This is a genomic window from Rhodococcus sp. 05-2254-5 (genome assembly GCF_002258575.1).
In the GTDB taxonomy this organism is placed as follows: domain Bacteria; phylum Actinomycetota; class Actinomycetes; order Mycobacteriales; family Mycobacteriaceae; genus Rhodococcoides; species Rhodococcoides fascians.
Genome location: NZ_NOZG01000002.1, coordinates 429,001 through 444,389, shown reverse-complemented (window position 1 = coordinate 444,389; position 15,389 = coordinate 429,001). Strand labels below are relative to the sequence as shown.

The following is a 15,389-nucleotide window of genomic DNA, read 5'->3' as shown; positions in this document are numbered from 1 at the left end:
GCCCGGTTCAGCGCCGCGCCGCGTGCGCGGTATCGAGCACGATCTGCGCAACGGCAGCCGCAGCACCCTTGTGACCGGCTCCTGCCGCAGCACGGGACATCGCGGCGATGCGCTCGGTGTCGGCCACCAAAGCGACGACCGTGTCGGTCACGTACTGCGCGCTCAGCGTCGCGTCGGCTACCAGGATGCCACCTCCGGCGTCGACGACGGGACGGGCATTGAGCTCCTGCTCACCGTTGCCGTGCGGTAGAGGCACGTACACGGCAGGAAGCCCGGTCGCGGAGACTTCGGCGACCGTCATGGCACCGGACCGGCAGATCGCGAGATCGGCCGCCGCGTAGGCCAGGTCCATCCGGTCGATGTAGGGCACTGCGACGTACGGAGCATCCGGATTGCTCTGCTCCACGTCCAGTGTGTTCTTGGGACCGTGTGCGTGCAGAACCGAGATGCCGGCGGCGGCAAGGGCGGCCGAGGCACCGGACACTGCGTCGTTGAGTGAACGCGCGCCCTGTGAACCGCCGAACACCAGCAGCACCGGCCCGTGTTCGGGCAGACCGAAATGAGCGCGAGCCTGCGACCGCATCGCTGCGCGATCGAGACCGGTGATGGTGGGCCGCACCGGAATTCCGATCACTTCTGCATCCTCGGACCCCGGTGCAGAGATACCAGATCCGGCGACGGCGGCAAGGACTCGTTCGGCGCTGCGTGCACCGACCTTGTTCGCGATGCCGGCGCGGGCATTGGCCTCGTGAATGATCACCGGAATACGGCCGCCGCGACCGAGAAGTCGACCGCGGGCAGCGAGATACGCAGGAAGCGCGACGTAACCGCCGAAGCCGACCAGTACATCGGCCTCGACCGCAGCGAAGATCTCCCGGGTTCGACGCACCGACCGTGCGACCCGAACCGGTAACTTCACCAGGTCGAGAGTGGGCTTGCGAGGCAGCGGCACGGGCGGTATCAGTTCCAGCGCGTAGCCGCGGGCGGGTACCAGTGTCGTTTCGAGCCCCCGGCTGCTGCCGAGGGCGGTGACGGTGACGGTGGGGTCGAGCTCGCGCAGGGCGTCGGCCACGGCGAGCGCGGGCTCGATGTGTCCGGCGGTTCCGCCTCCGGCCACCACCACGGATATCGGCCTCGATGTCTGCTTCACCGTCGATATCCTCGCTCACCCGAGCGGACCGGCGGACGACCGGGTTGCGGTTCCGGACGCGGCCGATACGGCGACCGTGGTCCGGCGGCGTACCCGCTGCCGGTGTCTCGGCGTTGGGGCTCGGCACGGCGGGCGTGGCCACGGGGTGCGTTCCTGGCCGACCCGTTGGGGCCGGCAGTGTCCACCCGTGAACTCGACACCCGGGTACGTCCGGGCTCGGGTGACCGTGCCCCGCGGCCGTCCTTGTTCTTGCGGGACTCGAGACGTGTGCGATCCTGCGCCGCCAACGTGGGACGGGTGGATTTGGAGCGTGCCATCGCGGCCCGCTTCGGTGAGAAGACAGCAGGCAGCGGCAATCTCAGAGCTCGGGCGATACGACCCTCTTGCCCGGCGTGCAGCGCGGCGATGGCTTCCGGTTCGTGTCGGGCCGCACTGGCGATGATCCCGAACATCAACAGCGTGATGGCCGTGGACGTACCGCCGTAGGACACCAGCGGCAGCTGCAGACCGGTCACCGGCAGCAGCCCGACCACATAACCGATGTTGATCATGGCCTGACCGAACACCCAGCACGTTGCGCCTGCAGTCAACAGACGCAGGAACGGATCGACCGACCGCATCGCGATGCGTAGGCCGGTGTAGACGAAGAGACCGAACAATCCGATGACGGCAAGGCAGCCGATCATGCCGAGCTCCTCGCCGATGATCGCGAAGATGAAGTCGTTGTGCGCGTTGGGGAGGTAGCTCCATTTCGCGCGACTCTGTCCCAATCCGCGACCGAAGAGTCCGCCGTCGGCCAAGGAGTACTTGGCCTGGGTGGACTGATACGACAGACCCTGGGTGTCCTCCCCCGGGTTGAGCCAAGCCTTGACGCGGTTCGAGCGGTAGCCGGCGGTGAACGCGAGCACGGTCGCCAGAGCCAAACCGGTCACCAGGACTGCTCCGAACAGCCGGGCGTTGAGGCCGGCGAACCACAGCAGTGCGACGAGAATGATGCCCAGGGCGATCGCGGTACTGAGGTTGGGCTGGAGCACGACGAGCAGACACATGAGCAGGCCCGCAGGCAGCAACGGCACCAGCAGCGACTTGATGTTGCCGTGCTCGCTGCGACGGGAGGCCAGCAGGTGCGCTCCCCACAGAACCAACGCGACCTTCGCCAGCTCGGACGGCTGGAACGAGACGACACCGAAGTCGAACCAACGCCGTGCGCCCTGACGCTCGGCACCGATACCGGGGATCAACACCAGCATCAACATCGTGATCGAGACCAGGAAGAGCGGGAACGACAATTTGCGCAGGTATCGCACCGGCAGTCGAAGCGCCGCATAGAACGCGACCACACCCAGTGCGACACCGATCAGCTGTTGCGTGAACAGCGCGTAGCCGGACTCGTCGGCTGCGAACGATTCGGCCGACGACGCGGACAGCACCATCACCAGTCCGAGCACGGTGAGCAGCACCGCGATCGTGACGATGAGGTGGAACGACGCCAGCGGCCGACCGAACCACAGTCCGATTCGGGTGCGCGGCGTGGTGGTGCGACGAGGTGGACGCGCCGGTCGAGCTGCGGTGGTCACGATCGCGGCGATCCGAGGGCGGCGATGTCGAGGCGCTCGACGGACTCGGCGAAGCTTCGGCCGCGGTGACCGTAATCGACGAACATGTCCAACGACGCAGCCGCGGGGGCCAGCAGGACGGTATCGCCGGAGGCGGCAAACCCCGCAGCGTGGTCGACGGCCGCTCGCATCACCGCATCTGCATCTTCAGCCTCATGAGTCACACCAGCATCGTCTCCCGAAGGGAGCCTGACGACCGGAACATCGGGGGCGTGTCGCGCCAAAGCCTCTGCGATCTGCATCCCATCGCGGCCCAACACCACCGCAGCCACGAGCCGATCGGCGATCTCGACGACCAGATCGTCGATCACCGCACCCTTCAACAACCCGCCCGCGATCCACACGACCCGATCGTGCGCGAGGATCGACGAGCGCGCGGCATGCGGATTCGTCGCCTTGGAATCGTCGACGAACGTCACCCCACCGAGTTCACGCACCACTGCGGCCCGATGCGGTCCCACCCGGTACGTCCGCAATCCGTTTCGGACGGCCTCGGCGTCGACACCGATCGATCGCGCCAACGCAGCCGCGGCCAACGCGTCGAGCACACCGGACGGGCCACTCGGTTCCACCTCGTCGGCCCGGAGCAACTCGACGTCGTCCCCGAACGCACGATCGACGAGCATTCCCGCCCGCACTCCCAACTCGCCCGCGGCGGGTTCGTCCAGGCGGAAACCGACGACCGTCTCAGCAGGTGCCCCCGCCCGCAGACCGGCCGCCACCGCGTCGTCGAGTCCCACGACAGCGACGTCCCCGCTCAACGCGCGCGCCTTGGCCTGGACGTACCCGTCCATGCCCCCGTGCCAGTCCAGGTGATCCTCGGCGATGTTGAGCACCACCCCCGCCGCGGGACGAACCGACGGCGCCCAGAACAGCTGGAAGGACGACAGCTCGACCGCGAGCACGCGGGGATGTGGGGTACCGCGCAATGCGTCGGCGATGGGGAGGCCGATGTTTCCGCAGGCGACGGAGTCGATTCCGGCAGTGTCGAGGATCGACGCGAGCATCGAGGTGGTGGTCGTCTTACCGTTCGTACCGGTGACCACCAGCCAACGAGCGCGCGGGCCGTACACCTCGGCGCGGTCGAGATGCCAGGAGAACTCCACGTCGCCCCACACCGGGACGTCGTGGTCGGCGGCCGCAGCCAGCACCGGGGAGTCCGGCCGGAATCCGGGGCTGGTGACGACGAGCGCAAAGGCCGCGATCGCGTCCGGATCGGCGAGCAGATCGTCCTGAACCACCATGGCAGCACCGAGCGCCGACGCCTCGTCGAGCGCAGCTCGGTTCGAGTCGGTGACGGTCACGAGTGCGCCGAGGTCCAGCAGTGGGCGTACGACGGCCAGCCCGGAGATGCGCGCACCGGTGACCAGCACCGAACTACCGCGCAACCAGGACAGATCGGTTGAGGCGTCGGTCATCGCCTAGCCGCCCACAGCCGCGAGGTATTCGCTGTAGAACAGTGCCAAGCCGACGGCCGAGGCGATCGCGGCGAGCAACCAGAACCTGATGATGACCGTGGTCTCGGCCCAACCGGCCAACTCGAAGTGGTGATGGAACGGGGCCATTCGGAACACGCGTCGCCGACTCGACCGGAACACTGCGACCTGGATGACGACCGACGCTGCTTCGGCGACGAACAACGCGCCGATGACCACCATGATCAGTTCGGTCTTGGTGACCACGGACAGTCCTGCGATCAGGCCGCCCAGAGCGAGGGATCCGGTATCGCCCATGAAGATCTTGGCGGGCGCGGCGTTCCACCACAGGAAACCGATGCAGGCACCGGCCGCCGATGCGCACACCAGGGCCAGGTCGAGAGGGTCGCGTACGTCGTAGCAACCCGGCGCAGGACCGGCCGGTCCTGCACACGCCTGCCGGTACTGCCAGAAGGTGATGACGGTGTACGCCCCGAGGACCAATGTCATGGACCCGGCCGCCAGCCCGTCGAGGCCGTCGGTGAGATTGACCGAGTTGGACCACGCGATCACCAGCAGACAGACAAAAAACACGAAGACAGCAGCCGACATCGACCACGTTGCGATGTCGCGCACATACGACAGTTGAGTGCTGCCCGGAGTCAATCCGTCGTCGCTGCGAAATTGCAGGACCAGGATGGCGAACAGCACCGCCGCGGTGATCTGGCCGACGTACTTGCCGGTGGCGTTCAGACCGAGGTTCCGCTGCTTACGAATCTTGATGAAGTCGTCGAGAAAGCCGACGAGGCCGAGCACGGTGGTCAGGCCGAGTACGAGTAGAGCCGAGGCCGACGGCCCCTCGGCGTCGTATCCGATGCCGATCAGGTGCGAGCCCCAGTAGCCGGCCCAGATCCCGACCAGGATCGCCACGCCGCCCATGGTGGGAGTACCGCGCTTGGACTGATGGCTCGCCGGGCCCTCGACCCGGATCTCCTGGCCGAAGCCCTGTTTCGAGAAGGTCTTGATGAGCACGGGAGTCAGCAGAATTGCGACTGCAAGTGCGATCCCTCCGGCGAACAGGATCTGTCTCACTGCTCGCCCTCCGACGGTTCGGCCAACAGGGCGTCGGCCGACGGTTCGGCCAACAAGGCCTCGGCAACGGTCCACATCGCGCCCGACTGCGAGGCCTTGACCAGAACGATGTCGCCGGCGCTAACCTCGTCCTCGAGCACGGCGATGGCGGTCTCGCGGTCGGGTACGAGCATCGATTCCTCGCCCCAGGACCCTTCCATGACGGCGCCCTGATGCAGCGCACGCGTGGGCCGACCCGAATCGACGATGATCAACCGATCGACGTCCAGGCGGACGGCGAGCCGACCGATCGCATCGTGCTCCACCACCGATTCGCCGCCGAGCTCGCCCATCTCCCCCAGCACCGCCCAACTGCGCCGCTTCGGCCCGTCGTCTCGCCGCGACATCGACACCAGCGCCTTGAGGGCGGCCCGCATCGAATCGGGATTCGCGTTGTACGAGTCGTTGATGACGGTGACGCCGTCCGCGCGGGTGCGTACATCCATCCGGCGGATCGAGGTGGGTACCGCGGTCGAGAGCGCTTCGGCAACCTGGGCCACGCCGGCCCCGCACTCGAGCGCGACGGCCGCGGCAGCCAGGGCGTTGCCCACCTGATGTTCACCGTGCACCGCCAGGGTGATGTGCGCTGTGCCTGCCGCACACACGAGGGTGAACGACGCTCGCGCATCGGTGTCGACCACGACGTCGACGGCCCGGACGTCGGCGTCCGCGTTGAGTCCGACGGTGACGACGGCCGCCTTCGTGCGTGTCGCCATCTCGGCGACCAGACGATCGTCGATGTTGAGGATCGCCACGCCGCCGTCCGCAGCAGCGGGCAGTGCCTCGACCAGTTCACCCTTGGCCAGCGCAATCGCGGCACGTGAACCGAACTCGCCCAGGTGCGCGGTTCCGACGTTGAGGACCACCCCGATCCGCGGCGGCGCAAGCCTGGCGAGTTCGGCGATGTGGCCGATTCCCCGGGCGGACAGCTCGAGAGCGAGGAAGTCGGTATCGGCGTCGGCCCGCAGAGCAGTCCATGGATGCCCGAGTTCGTTGTTGAACGATCCGGGTGGGGCCACCACGGATCCGAGCGGACGCAGCACCGCCGAGATGAGATCCTTCGTCGACGTCTTGCCCGACGACCCCGTCACGCCCACCACGGTCAGGTCGTGGCGCGCGGTCAGTTCGAGCACCGATTCCCGGGCCAACGCACCGAGCGCGGTCAGCACCGCAGCGCCGGCCCCCTCCGGATCGTGTTCGAGTGCCATCGCACGGCTCGAGTGCGGCGCCGGCCGAACGACGACAGCCGGGACGCCCACCGGACGCGCCGCGAGAACGACAGCAGCGCCGGCGGCCACGGCGTCGGCCGCGTGCTCGTGGCCGTCCACCTTGGCACCGGGCAGGGCGAGAAAGACACTGCCGGGTGTGACCTTGCGTGAGTCGAACTCCACCGGCCCGGCGACCAGCACCGTCGGGTCCGCTACGTCGTGCAGTTCGCCGCCGACGATCTCGGCGATGCGAGCGATCGAGAGCGGTATCACCGTGCGCCTGCGCTCGTGGTGACCAGTCGTGCGTCGATGGCCGATGCGAGTACCACTCGGTCGTCGAACGGATACTTCACCCCCGCCACCTCCTGGCCCGTCTCGTGTCCTTTACCTGCGATCAACACAACGTCCCCCTCACGTGCCCACGCCACGGCTTGTTCTATCGCCGCTGCGCGGCCTTCGACATTTCGTACTTCGCCACGAGCGTCGTCGGGCACCGACAGTGCACCGTCTTCGACGGCATGCCGTATGGCTGCCGGATCCTCACTGCGCGGATTGTCGTCGGTCACCACGAGCAGATCGGCACCGCGCGCTCCGGCCGCACCCATCAGAGGGCGCTTGGCGGTGTCTCGATCCCCGCCGGCACCCAACACGACGGCGATACGTCCACGGGACGACTCTCGCAGAGTCGCCAGCACCGCTTCGACCGCAGCGGGCTTGTGGGCGTAGTCGACCACCGCGAGGAAGTCCTGGCCACGATCGATTCGTTGCACTCGACCGGGCACGTCGACGGTCGCGATTCCGGGCGCCGCCGTCGCGGCATCCACGCCTGCCGCTTCGCAGGTCGCGAGCGCGAGCACGGCGTTGGCGACGTTGTAGCGACCCGGCAGACGTACCGACACCGGCAACGACGTTCCGTTCGGATCGGCAACGGTGAACGACTGCGTTCCGTCGTCGTGCTTGGCCCACTCGGAGACGGTCCACTGCGAGTCGGCACCGGTGGACACCGTGACGACCGTGGATCCTGCCGACCGGGCGATATCGGCCATCCGCACTCCCCAGGCATCGTCGACGCACACGACCGCTGTGTCTGCCCGTACCGGCGAATCGACCCCGAACAGCCGGCTCTTGGCCAGAAAGTAGTCCTCGAGCGAGTCGTGGAAGTCGAGATGATCCTGGGACAGGTTGGTGAACGCGCCGACCGCGAAGTCGGTGCCGTCGACTCGGCCGAGGGACAACGCATGGGAGGACACTTCCATCACCACGGTGTCGACTCCGGCCTCGACCATGACGGCGAAGAGCGCATGCAACTGCGGAGCCTCGGGGGTGGTGAGAGCGCTCGGTACGTGCCGGCCCACTACGCGGGTCTCGATCGTGCCGATCAGTCCGCAACGGCGGCCGGCGGTTGTCAGGCCGGCCTCCACGAGGTACGCGGTCGTCGTCTTGCCCGACGTGCCGGTGATTCCGACGACCGTCATCTTCGACGACGGATTGCCGTAGACGAGGGCGGACACGGTTCCGAGCACCTGGCGTGGTCGGTCGTGCACGAGGACAGGAACCTGGCGATCGGCGGTGGCGAGCACGCGGCGGACGATGTCGGCACCGGATGGGTCGGTGAAGACCGCCGCTGCACCCCGCTCGATCGCGTCGGCGGTGAACTCGGCTCCGTGCCGAGCGGATCCGGGTAGCGCGGCGAAGAGATCGCCGGGACGAACGGACTGCGCTCGCAGATCGATTCCGGTGACCTGCACTCCGTCGAGGTGTCCCCACTCGATCGTTGCACCGACAGCGGACGCCACGTCGGATACGTCGGTGTGCGGCGGATTCGCCGGCCGAGACCCCGGAGCGGGTTGTGAATCCGATGACACAGTCACTCCTGCTCCCTTCCTCTGTACTGCCACCGCACACTGCGTCAGCTCGAACACGCTGCGGTGGCTGATCGACGAACACGCCTCGAGCCGATGTGTCAGATTACCGGCGACCGTGATCGGCATGCTGCCGCCCCGATTCCCGGACCGACAGATTCGAGCCTCAGTCGGCCTGAAGAACCAACTTGGGGCCCGGGTCTGCGGACATCGGAACACTGTCGCGCTGCAACAGCCAGCTGGCGATGTTGTGGAACAGCGGTGCGGCCGACTGCCCTCCCGAGCCGTCGGCACTGCGGGACGGCGCGTCCAGCATGATCCCGATCACGTAGCGAGGATCGTCGGCCGGAGCGATACCCGCGAACGTGATCCAGTACTTCGAGTTCGAGTAGCACTTGCACTCGGGATCGACCTGCTGGGCCGTGCCGGTCTTACCACTGATCTGGTAGCCCTCGACACCAGCGGCGACTCCGGTACCGCGCTGATTTCCGTTGTCGTCCTGGGTGACCGACCGGAACATGTTGCGGACCGTCTTGGCCGTATCGGGACTGACCACGTACACCCCGTCGGGTCGCGGTGTCTCGGTTCGTTCGCCGTTGGCGTCCACCGTTGCCGCGACGATCCGAGGCGGGATGCGCACACCGTCGTTGGCGATCGCCTGGTACATCCCGGTCATCTGCAGGAGCGTCATCGACAGACCCTGCCCGATCGGCAGGTTGGCGAAGGTACCGCCCGACCACTGATCGCGGCTGGGCACGCTGCCTGCGCTCTCATTGGGGAGGCCGACGTCGCTGCGCTGGCCCAGGCCGAACTTGTTCAGCATGTCGGCATACCGATCCTCGCCGACACGTTGGGCCAGCATCAGAGTCCCCACGTTGGAGGACTTACCGAACACTCCGGTGGAGGTGTACGGCGCAACTCCGTGTTCCCAGGCGTCCCGGACCGAGACACCGGACATGAAGATGTTGCCCGGTACCTGCAGCACCTCGTCGGGTGTGGTGAGCCCGTACTCGATAGCGGCTGCAGCAGTGATGATCTTGTTGACCGAACCGGGCTCGAACGGCGTCGTGACGGGCAGATTGCCCATCTCCTTGGTCCGTTCGTTGTTTCCGACGCCGATTCCGGGGTTGAACGTGTTGTCGTTCGACATGGCCAGCACTTCGCCGGTGTGCGAATCCTGAACGTAGGCAGACGCATTCTTGGCCCCGGACAGATCTTTCGCCAGCTGCACCTGCTGCTGTACGTAGTACTGCAGGTCCGCGTCGATGGTCAGTTCCACGTTCGAGCCGTTGACCGCGGGCTGCTTGTCGCGCCAGCTGCCGGGAATGACGGCCCCGTCGGAACCGCGATCGTAGGTCTGCGATCCGTCGGTACCGGCGAGCGTGGCGTCGAGCGAATCCTCGAGCCCGAGCAGGCCGTGTCCGTCCCACCCGGTGGCCCCGACGATGTTCGCGGCGAGCGAGCCACCCGGGTACTCGCGGATGTCCTGACGTTCGAGCCCGACCTGCTTGAATTCCTTGCTGATGTTCGACGCCACGGTGGCGTCCACACCCCGTGCCAGATAGGTGAATTCGTCGTTGCTCTTCAGTTTCGCGAGCAGATCCTTCTTGCTGACGACGTCACCGAGATCGCTGTGGATCCGCTCGGCGATGTCGTCGAGGTACTTGTCGGTTTCCGGTTTCGTCGGATCCTTGGCGCGTGCCTCGTCGAGTTCTCTACGAACCCGGACCGGCTGGAACGTCAGCGCTTTCGCTTCCATGGTGAAAGCGATCGGGTTTCCGTTGCGATCGAGGATCGAGCCGCGCATCGCCGGATCGACGAGGGTGGTGGTGCGCTGCGAGGCGGACTCGGCCGACAGTGTCGGCGCATCGAATCCTTGAATCCAGAGCAACTGTGCCGCGACGACCGCCAAAGCCACGTACATCAGGATGCGGCCCGTGCCGTGCCGAAAACGAAATGTGGACGAGTCCAACCGCTTTCGTCCCGGCCGCGCTCGATCTGCGGGCCGGGGACGTGACGCAGGCGACGGCCTGGTCACTGCTCGTCACCGGAGGATTCGCCGGGGGCGGGAGCCGAGGGGGTGCTCATGGGAACCAATTGTTCAGCAAGCGCGGCAGTTCCGGCACCATTGGGCGCACTCGGCGTGGCGGCACGGGTGTCACCTGTGCCCGTCGGCCTGGTGGGCTGCGACGCACTCCTCGGAGTCTGCGACTGCGCCGACTGTTGTGCGGGATTCTGTGTCGACGCACTCGGAACCGAGCCCTCCCCCGAGCCGGTGGCGGGAGGCGGATCGAGGGGTGCAACCGGCGCACCGTCGGCGGGAGCGGGCGTGCCGACGACCTGCACACCGCCCTCGGGGGCTACGACGAGGCGGGCGGGGTTCTTGGCGGGGACCATTCCGATCGCGGCGGCTTTGCGCGCGAGCTCGGGCGCAGATTCCGCGAGCTCGACGTCACGCTGCAAGGAGGCACGCTGTTGTGCGAGCTCGGCGTTGACGGCCTTGGCGGCACTGAGGTCGTAGGAGTCCCCCGCCGAGCGCGTCGTCAACAACAACGTCAAGCCGAGCCCGAGGGCAAGCAGACCGATGACCAAGGCTACGAACGGGATTCGAGCCGCAATGGCGCTGCCGTTGAGCGTCGGGCGAAGTGAGGCCGCCGAACCGCGAGCAGAATCCGACGTATGTATCGAGGCACGCTGCTGCCTGCGCTCGTAGGCGCGCAATGCGGCTCCGGACCGACCACCGCGGCCGGCCCGCTCGGGTCGAGTAGCCGGAACCCGATTGCGTTGTGTTCCAACAGTTGTGCCTGGAACCGTCATTCCGCTCTCCTTGCAATCCGTTCGGCGGCGCGCAACCTCACCGGGGCCGAGCGTGGGTTGACTTCGATTTCCTCGTCCGAGGCGCGTTCCGCACCTCTGGTCAACAGCCGAAATTCCGGACCCATCCCGGGAAGTTCGACCGGCAACCCCTCGGGACTTCGAGACTTGATCCGAGGGGCCAACTCCTGCTTGACAACTCGATCTTCGAGCGACTGATACGACATGAAGACGACGCGGCCGCCGACGGCCAAGGCGTCGAGTCCGGCCGGCACCGCGGCTTTGAGCGAATCGAGCTCCCCGTTGACCTCGATACGCAGCGCCTGGAAAGTTCGCTTTGCCGGATGCCCACCGGTGCGGCGAGTCGCGGCCGGTATTGCGGCATACAGCAATTCGACCAACGGGCCGCTCGTCGTGAACGGCGTGTGCTCACGTCGCCGCAGAATTGCGGACGCGATCTTGCCTGCGAACCGCTCTTCTCCGTAGGTGCTGAGCACGCGAGCGATATCGCCGTGCGAGTACGTATTGAGCACGTCGGCTGCCGTGATGCCCTGCGTCGGATTCATCCGCATGTCCAGCGGTGCATCGACGGAATACGCGAAGCCGCGGTCCGACTCGTCCAGCTGCATCGACGACACTCCGAGGTCGAACAGGATGGCGTGAACGGAATAGGTCGCGGGAAGTCCGGCCTCGTCTAGGGCGGCGGCAATGCCCTCGTATGTGGTGTGCACCAGAGTCGTTCGATCCGAGAACGGGGCCAGTCTGGCACCCGCCTTGTCGAGCGCGTCAGGATCGCGATCGAGTCCGATGAGGTGCAGACCGGGATACTTCCGTAGAAAGTGTTCGGCGTGACCGCCGAGTCCGAGCGTGGCGTCGATCATGACCCGAGTCGTGTCGGGGTCGTCCGCCGATTCCACTGCGGGCCCGAGAAGCTCGTCGGCACGCTCGAGTCGAACGGGGACGTGGATCGGGCCGCCGGAGCGACGGTGAGTGCGGTCGGCGGACGCGTCGTTCTCGTCCGGCCCGGCTCCCTCCGTCATGGTCCCTCCCGGTTGCGTATACGTACTTCTCGCCCGGGTCCGGGCCCTGCGGGTCGTCCATTGCGGCCGGTACGAATGCTTCGAGGTCCCTGTCCGATAGGGAACCTGGCGTTGGGGAAGAACGTCAGGGTCCTGATCTGCGAAACCTGGCGTTGGGGAAGAACGTCAGGGTTCTGATCGGGCAGAGGCCTCGCTGCACTCGCAGCCGGCCTCGGTGGTCTACAAGATCCCTCCGAGGGATTCGTCGAACGCGTCGGAGAAATCCTGCTCGTTCTCGGCGGAGTAGCGGGCCCAGGCTTCGTCGTTCCAGATCTCGATGAAGTCCATCGATCCGATCACCACGCAGTTGCGTTCGAGTCCCGCATACCGACGGTGCTCGGGACTGATGGTGATACGGCCCTGTCCGTCCGGCCGCTGTTCGTCGGTTCCCGAAAAGAACTGGCGCACATAGGCACGGGCTTTGGGGTTGGCACGAGAGGCCGCCGTCAACTTTCGAGAACGCTCTGCGAAGTCTGCCGCGGTGTAGACAGCAAGGCTGAAATCCTGCCCCTTGCTCACCATGACACCTCCCGCAAGCGCGTCCCGAAACTTGGCCGGCAACGTGAGTCGACCCTTGTCGTCGAGCTTCGGCGTGTAGGTACCGAGAAACACTCGCCACCTCCAGCCTCGACTCTCCGCTGCGGACCACTTTACCCCACTCTCCCCCACTTCGAACCATTCACAGCCCGAAAACTTTGTGGACAACCACATATCCGCAGCTCAGACGCAAGAAGATTGCCCGTTCAGGTTGCCGCGTTCGACGTCGGCCCTGATCTGGCCGACGCAATCCCCCGGGGCGCGCGGCGTCGCGAGCAGGCACTTTGTGCGACAACCCGCCTGACAAGCGCAGCTGGACCCTGAAAGTGGGGACTGGGTGGGGTGAAGTGGGGACAATGGCGGCTGTGGGGGGAAGTGGGGAGTTCGCCCCGGAACCACCACCCGGGAACCACCACCCCGGAACCACCGCACGGGAACGATCGCCCCGCGTCGTCGCTGGGGCGCACTTGATCGAGCACGCCGCGCGACAGGGGCTACGGAATGCTCGCCGTATCGAAGAGCCGTGGAACGACAGCAGCACCTCACCCGAGGGTGAGGTGCTGCTGTCGAATCGGTGAAGTTGTGGTGGGTGACCGTCAGGCCCAGGGAGATCCGGACGGCGGAGTCATATCACTCCTGATCGAACCGCTTACGAAAACGGTCTTCCATTCGAGAGGTGAAGCTGCCGCCCTTGCGGCCACCACTCGATTTCGGCTGAGCACTACGACCTTGCGTGCCGGCTCGGTCGCTTGCGCTACCTTCTTCGCCGGTCGCGGCAGCTCCCTTCTTGGAGCCGCCGAACAAGAACAGTGCCCCGGCACCGAACATGAAGAGAAAGCCGATGAGGCTGACGACGAGAAAACCCAGACTGTTCGTCGACAGTGCTACACCGGCGACGAGCAACACGAGTCCCACGACGAACAACGCGGCAGCCTGAAAACGCCTCTTGCTCGACGCCGCGCGAACGCGACCGCCCCTCACATGGGACGCGAATTTGGGATCCTCGGCGTAGAGAGCGCTCTCGATTTGATCGAGCATGCGCTGCTCGTGCTCGGAGAGTGGCACGGTACCTCCCCCTGCACAGATAATGAGAGTCGTTTCGGTTCAGAAGCGACGGGAAGCTGACCTTGGCGGCTACCTACTGACGATGATACGAGCTGAATCGACCGCTTACCACCTACTCGCACTATGTGTTCCTGAGAAACGACCAAGTTTTCGAGACGGACGTCTCGGAAACACTTGTCGAACACCGTGTGACGTGGCCGTTCACGTCCGTTCGAACTCGAGGAATCGACGCGGCGGGCTATGCGGACAGCGGTGCCGCCATCGGATCGACGGGCTGGAACCTCGACTGACCGCCCAACCGGTCCTCGACCGCGTTCAGAAAACGACTGACGTGTCGATAGAAGTCGTCGGCGTCGACGTCTCCGACAGCGGACGAGGCACCCGCCTCGACTGCCGCGCGGGTTGCGGAGAAGGACGAGAAGTACTCGGACCAGATCGCCAGATCCGGCGCAGCCTTCGCCATCAGAACCCAGGCGTTGCGTGAACGTGGCCGCGAGCCGATCGAATTGGGCAGCGATGCCAGGACTGCGGCAGCACCCTTGAGTGCGGCGATGTAGCTTCCGAGGAAGCGGTCCCCCGCATCGCGCTCACCGATGGATTCGGACAGCAACGCATCGGCTCGACCGAGCAGGACCTGCGCCTGACGCGACACCGGCGACCGCACGCCGACATCGAATGTCTTCGTCATCGTCATACTCGAACACCTCCAGTTCGAATCTCCGGGCGCGCTACCGACACGCCTGGAACCGTGATGAAGCCTTACAGTCGAACTCCGGGAGAATCCGCCTCGTTCGTCGAGGTGATCCACCGGCGCGCTCGGCCCCGATCATCGAACACCCGTTCGACACATTCAATATAGCTGTGCCCACCGACAAGTTGCCGAAGAAAGGGTGAGAACCGTCGTCACCGATGCGCAGACAACCCCCTACGTGGTCGATCTGACGCCCCAGGAATTCCGTCGGCGCTTGTTCGAAGCTCTGGCGATCTACGTCGAGGCCATGGGATATCCCCGCGGAACCGAGCACAGCCGCGCACCGATGTGGACGGAGCATCTGCACCGGCCGGGCTGGCGAGCGGTGGGAGCCATGGTGCCCAATCCCGACAAGACGCAGCCGGACACGCTGGTCGCCGTTGCGTACGGGTATCACGGCGCGCACCATCAGTGGTGGCATCAGCAGGTCCGCGACGGATTGCGCCGCGCCGGACACTCGACACAGCACGTCGACGCCACCCTCGGCGACTACTTCGAACTGACCGAATTGCACGTACTACCGAGCGCGCAAGGACACGGACTCGGCGGGCGTCTCTGTCGCAGGCTGCTCGACGGTGTTCGAGCGCACTCTGTGATGTTGTCCACACCCGAGGTCGCGCAGGAGGACAACCGCGCCTGGCGGTTGTATCGACGGCTCGGCTTCGAGGACGTACTGCGGCACTTCACGTTCGCCGGCGACCGGCGCCCCTTCGCGGTGCTGGGCCGCCGGTTGCCGCTCGACGGGCCCGTAGCCTGAAGGT

Annotated in this window: 13 protein-coding genes; 1 reads left to right on the top strand and 12 read right to left on the bottom strand. The window is 66.2% G+C overall.

Annotated features, from left to right (window positions below):
- Window positions 1–7: 7 nt before the first annotated feature.
- From murG to CH278_RS03130, 12 genes are all read right to left on the bottom strand, one after another.
- Window positions 8–1,150 (bottom strand): undecaprenyldiphospho-muramoylpentapeptide beta-N-acetylglucosaminyltransferase, encoded by a 1,143-nt coding sequence (murG, locus tag CH278_RS03185; RefSeq protein WP_027497344.1) that lies wholly within the window; start codon window positions 1,148–1,150, stop codon window positions 8–10.
- Complete coding sequence (gene ftsW / locus CH278_RS03180; RefSeq protein ID WP_027497345.1) at window positions 1,147–2,727, bottom strand: putative lipid II flippase FtsW; 1,581 nt, start codon at window positions 2,725–2,727, stop codon at window positions 1,147–1,149. The genes murG and ftsW overlap by 4 nt, the downstream gene beginning before the upstream one ends.
- On the bottom strand, window positions 2,724–4,184 hold the full coding sequence (gene murD, locus CH278_RS03175) for a UDP-N-acetylmuramoyl-L-alanine--D-glutamate ligase (RefSeq protein WP_094621154.1): 1,461 nt from the start codon (window positions 4,182–4,184) through the stop codon (window positions 2,724–2,726). The genes ftsW and murD overlap by 4 nt, the downstream gene beginning before the upstream one ends.
- Window positions 4,185–4,187: 3 nt before the next feature.
- The gene (gene mraY / locus CH278_RS03170; protein WP_032374350.1) at window positions 4,188–5,273 is read right to left on the bottom strand and encodes a phospho-N-acetylmuramoyl-pentapeptide-transferase; all 1,086 of its coding nucleotides are present in this window, start codon (window positions 5,271–5,273) and stop codon (window positions 4,188–4,190) included.
- Entirely contained in the window at window positions 5,270–6,793 is a 1,524-nt protein-coding gene (locus CH278_RS03165) for a UDP-N-acetylmuramoyl-tripeptide--D-alanyl-D-alanine ligase (protein ID WP_094621153.1), read from the bottom strand. The genes mraY and CH278_RS03165 overlap by 4 nt, the downstream gene beginning before the upstream one ends.
- Complete coding sequence (locus CH278_RS03160; protein WP_027497348.1) at window positions 6,790–8,391, bottom strand: UDP-N-acetylmuramoyl-L-alanyl-D-glutamate--2,6-diaminopimelate ligase; 1,602 nt, start codon at window positions 8,389–8,391, stop codon at window positions 6,790–6,792. Before CH278_RS03160 ends, CH278_RS03165 begins: the two co-directional genes overlap by 4 nt.
- A 157-nt stretch (window positions 8,392–8,548) precedes the next feature.
- Complete coding sequence (locus tag CH278_RS03155) at window positions 8,549–10,420, bottom strand: peptidoglycan D,D-transpeptidase FtsI family protein (protein ID WP_027497349.1); 1,872 nt, start codon at window positions 10,418–10,420, stop codon at window positions 8,549–8,551.
- Window positions 10,417–11,199, bottom strand: coding sequence for a hypothetical protein (locus CH278_RS03150; RefSeq protein WP_228139226.1), 783 nt, complete (start codon window positions 11,197–11,199; stop codon window positions 10,417–10,419). The genes CH278_RS03155 and CH278_RS03150 overlap by 4 nt, the downstream gene beginning before the upstream one ends.
- Window positions 11,196–12,236, bottom strand: a complete 1,041-nt coding sequence (rsmH, locus tag CH278_RS03145) for a 16S rRNA (cytosine(1402)-N(4))-methyltransferase RsmH (RefSeq protein ID WP_027497351.1) — start codon at window positions 12,234–12,236, stop codon at window positions 11,196–11,198. Before rsmH ends, CH278_RS03150 begins: the two co-directional genes overlap by 4 nt.
- Before the next feature lie 219 nt (window positions 12,237–12,455).
- Window positions 12,456–12,887, bottom strand: coding sequence for a division/cell wall cluster transcriptional repressor MraZ (gene mraZ, locus CH278_RS03140; protein ID WP_027497352.1), 432 nt, complete (start codon window positions 12,885–12,887; stop codon window positions 12,456–12,458).
- 555 nt (window positions 12,888–13,442) lie between these two features.
- A complete protein-coding gene (locus CH278_RS03135) occupies window positions 13,443–13,877 on the bottom strand; it encodes a DUF3040 domain-containing protein (protein ID WP_027497353.1) in 435 nt (144 codons plus the stop codon).
- A 238-nt stretch (window positions 13,878–14,115) separates the two neighbouring features.
- Entirely contained in the window at window positions 14,116–14,565 is a 450-nt protein-coding gene (locus tag CH278_RS03130) for an SAV_6107 family HEPN domain-containing protein (RefSeq protein ID WP_230074380.1), read from the bottom strand.
- A 202-nt stretch (window positions 14,566–14,767) separates the two neighbouring features.
- Between CH278_RS03130 and CH278_RS03125 the strand changes: the two genes are divergently transcribed.
- Window positions 14,768–15,385, top strand: a complete 618-nt coding sequence (locus CH278_RS03125) for a GNAT family N-acetyltransferase (RefSeq protein ID WP_027497355.1) — start codon at window positions 14,768–14,770, stop codon at window positions 15,383–15,385.
- Window positions 15,386–15,389: the final 4 nt, after the last annotated feature.

What these genes read in the sequence shown, in the direction of transcription:
- rsmH (WP_027497351.1), bottom strand. Translation starts at nt 12,236, where the DNA reads ATGACGGAGGGAGCCGGGCCGGACGAGAACGACGCGTCCGCCGACCGC.
- CH278_RS03150 (WP_228139226.1), bottom strand. Translation starts at nt 11,199, where the DNA reads ATGACGGTTCCAGGCACAACTGTTGGAACACAACGCAATCGGGTTCCG.
- murD (WP_094621154.1), bottom strand. Translation starts at nt 4,184, where the DNA reads ATGACCGACGCCTCAACCGATCTGTCCTGGTTGCGCGGTAGTTCGGTG.
- CH278_RS03130 (WP_230074380.1), bottom strand. Translation starts at nt 14,565, where the DNA reads ATGACGAAGACATTCGATGTCGGCGTGCGGTCGCCGGTGTCGCGTCAG.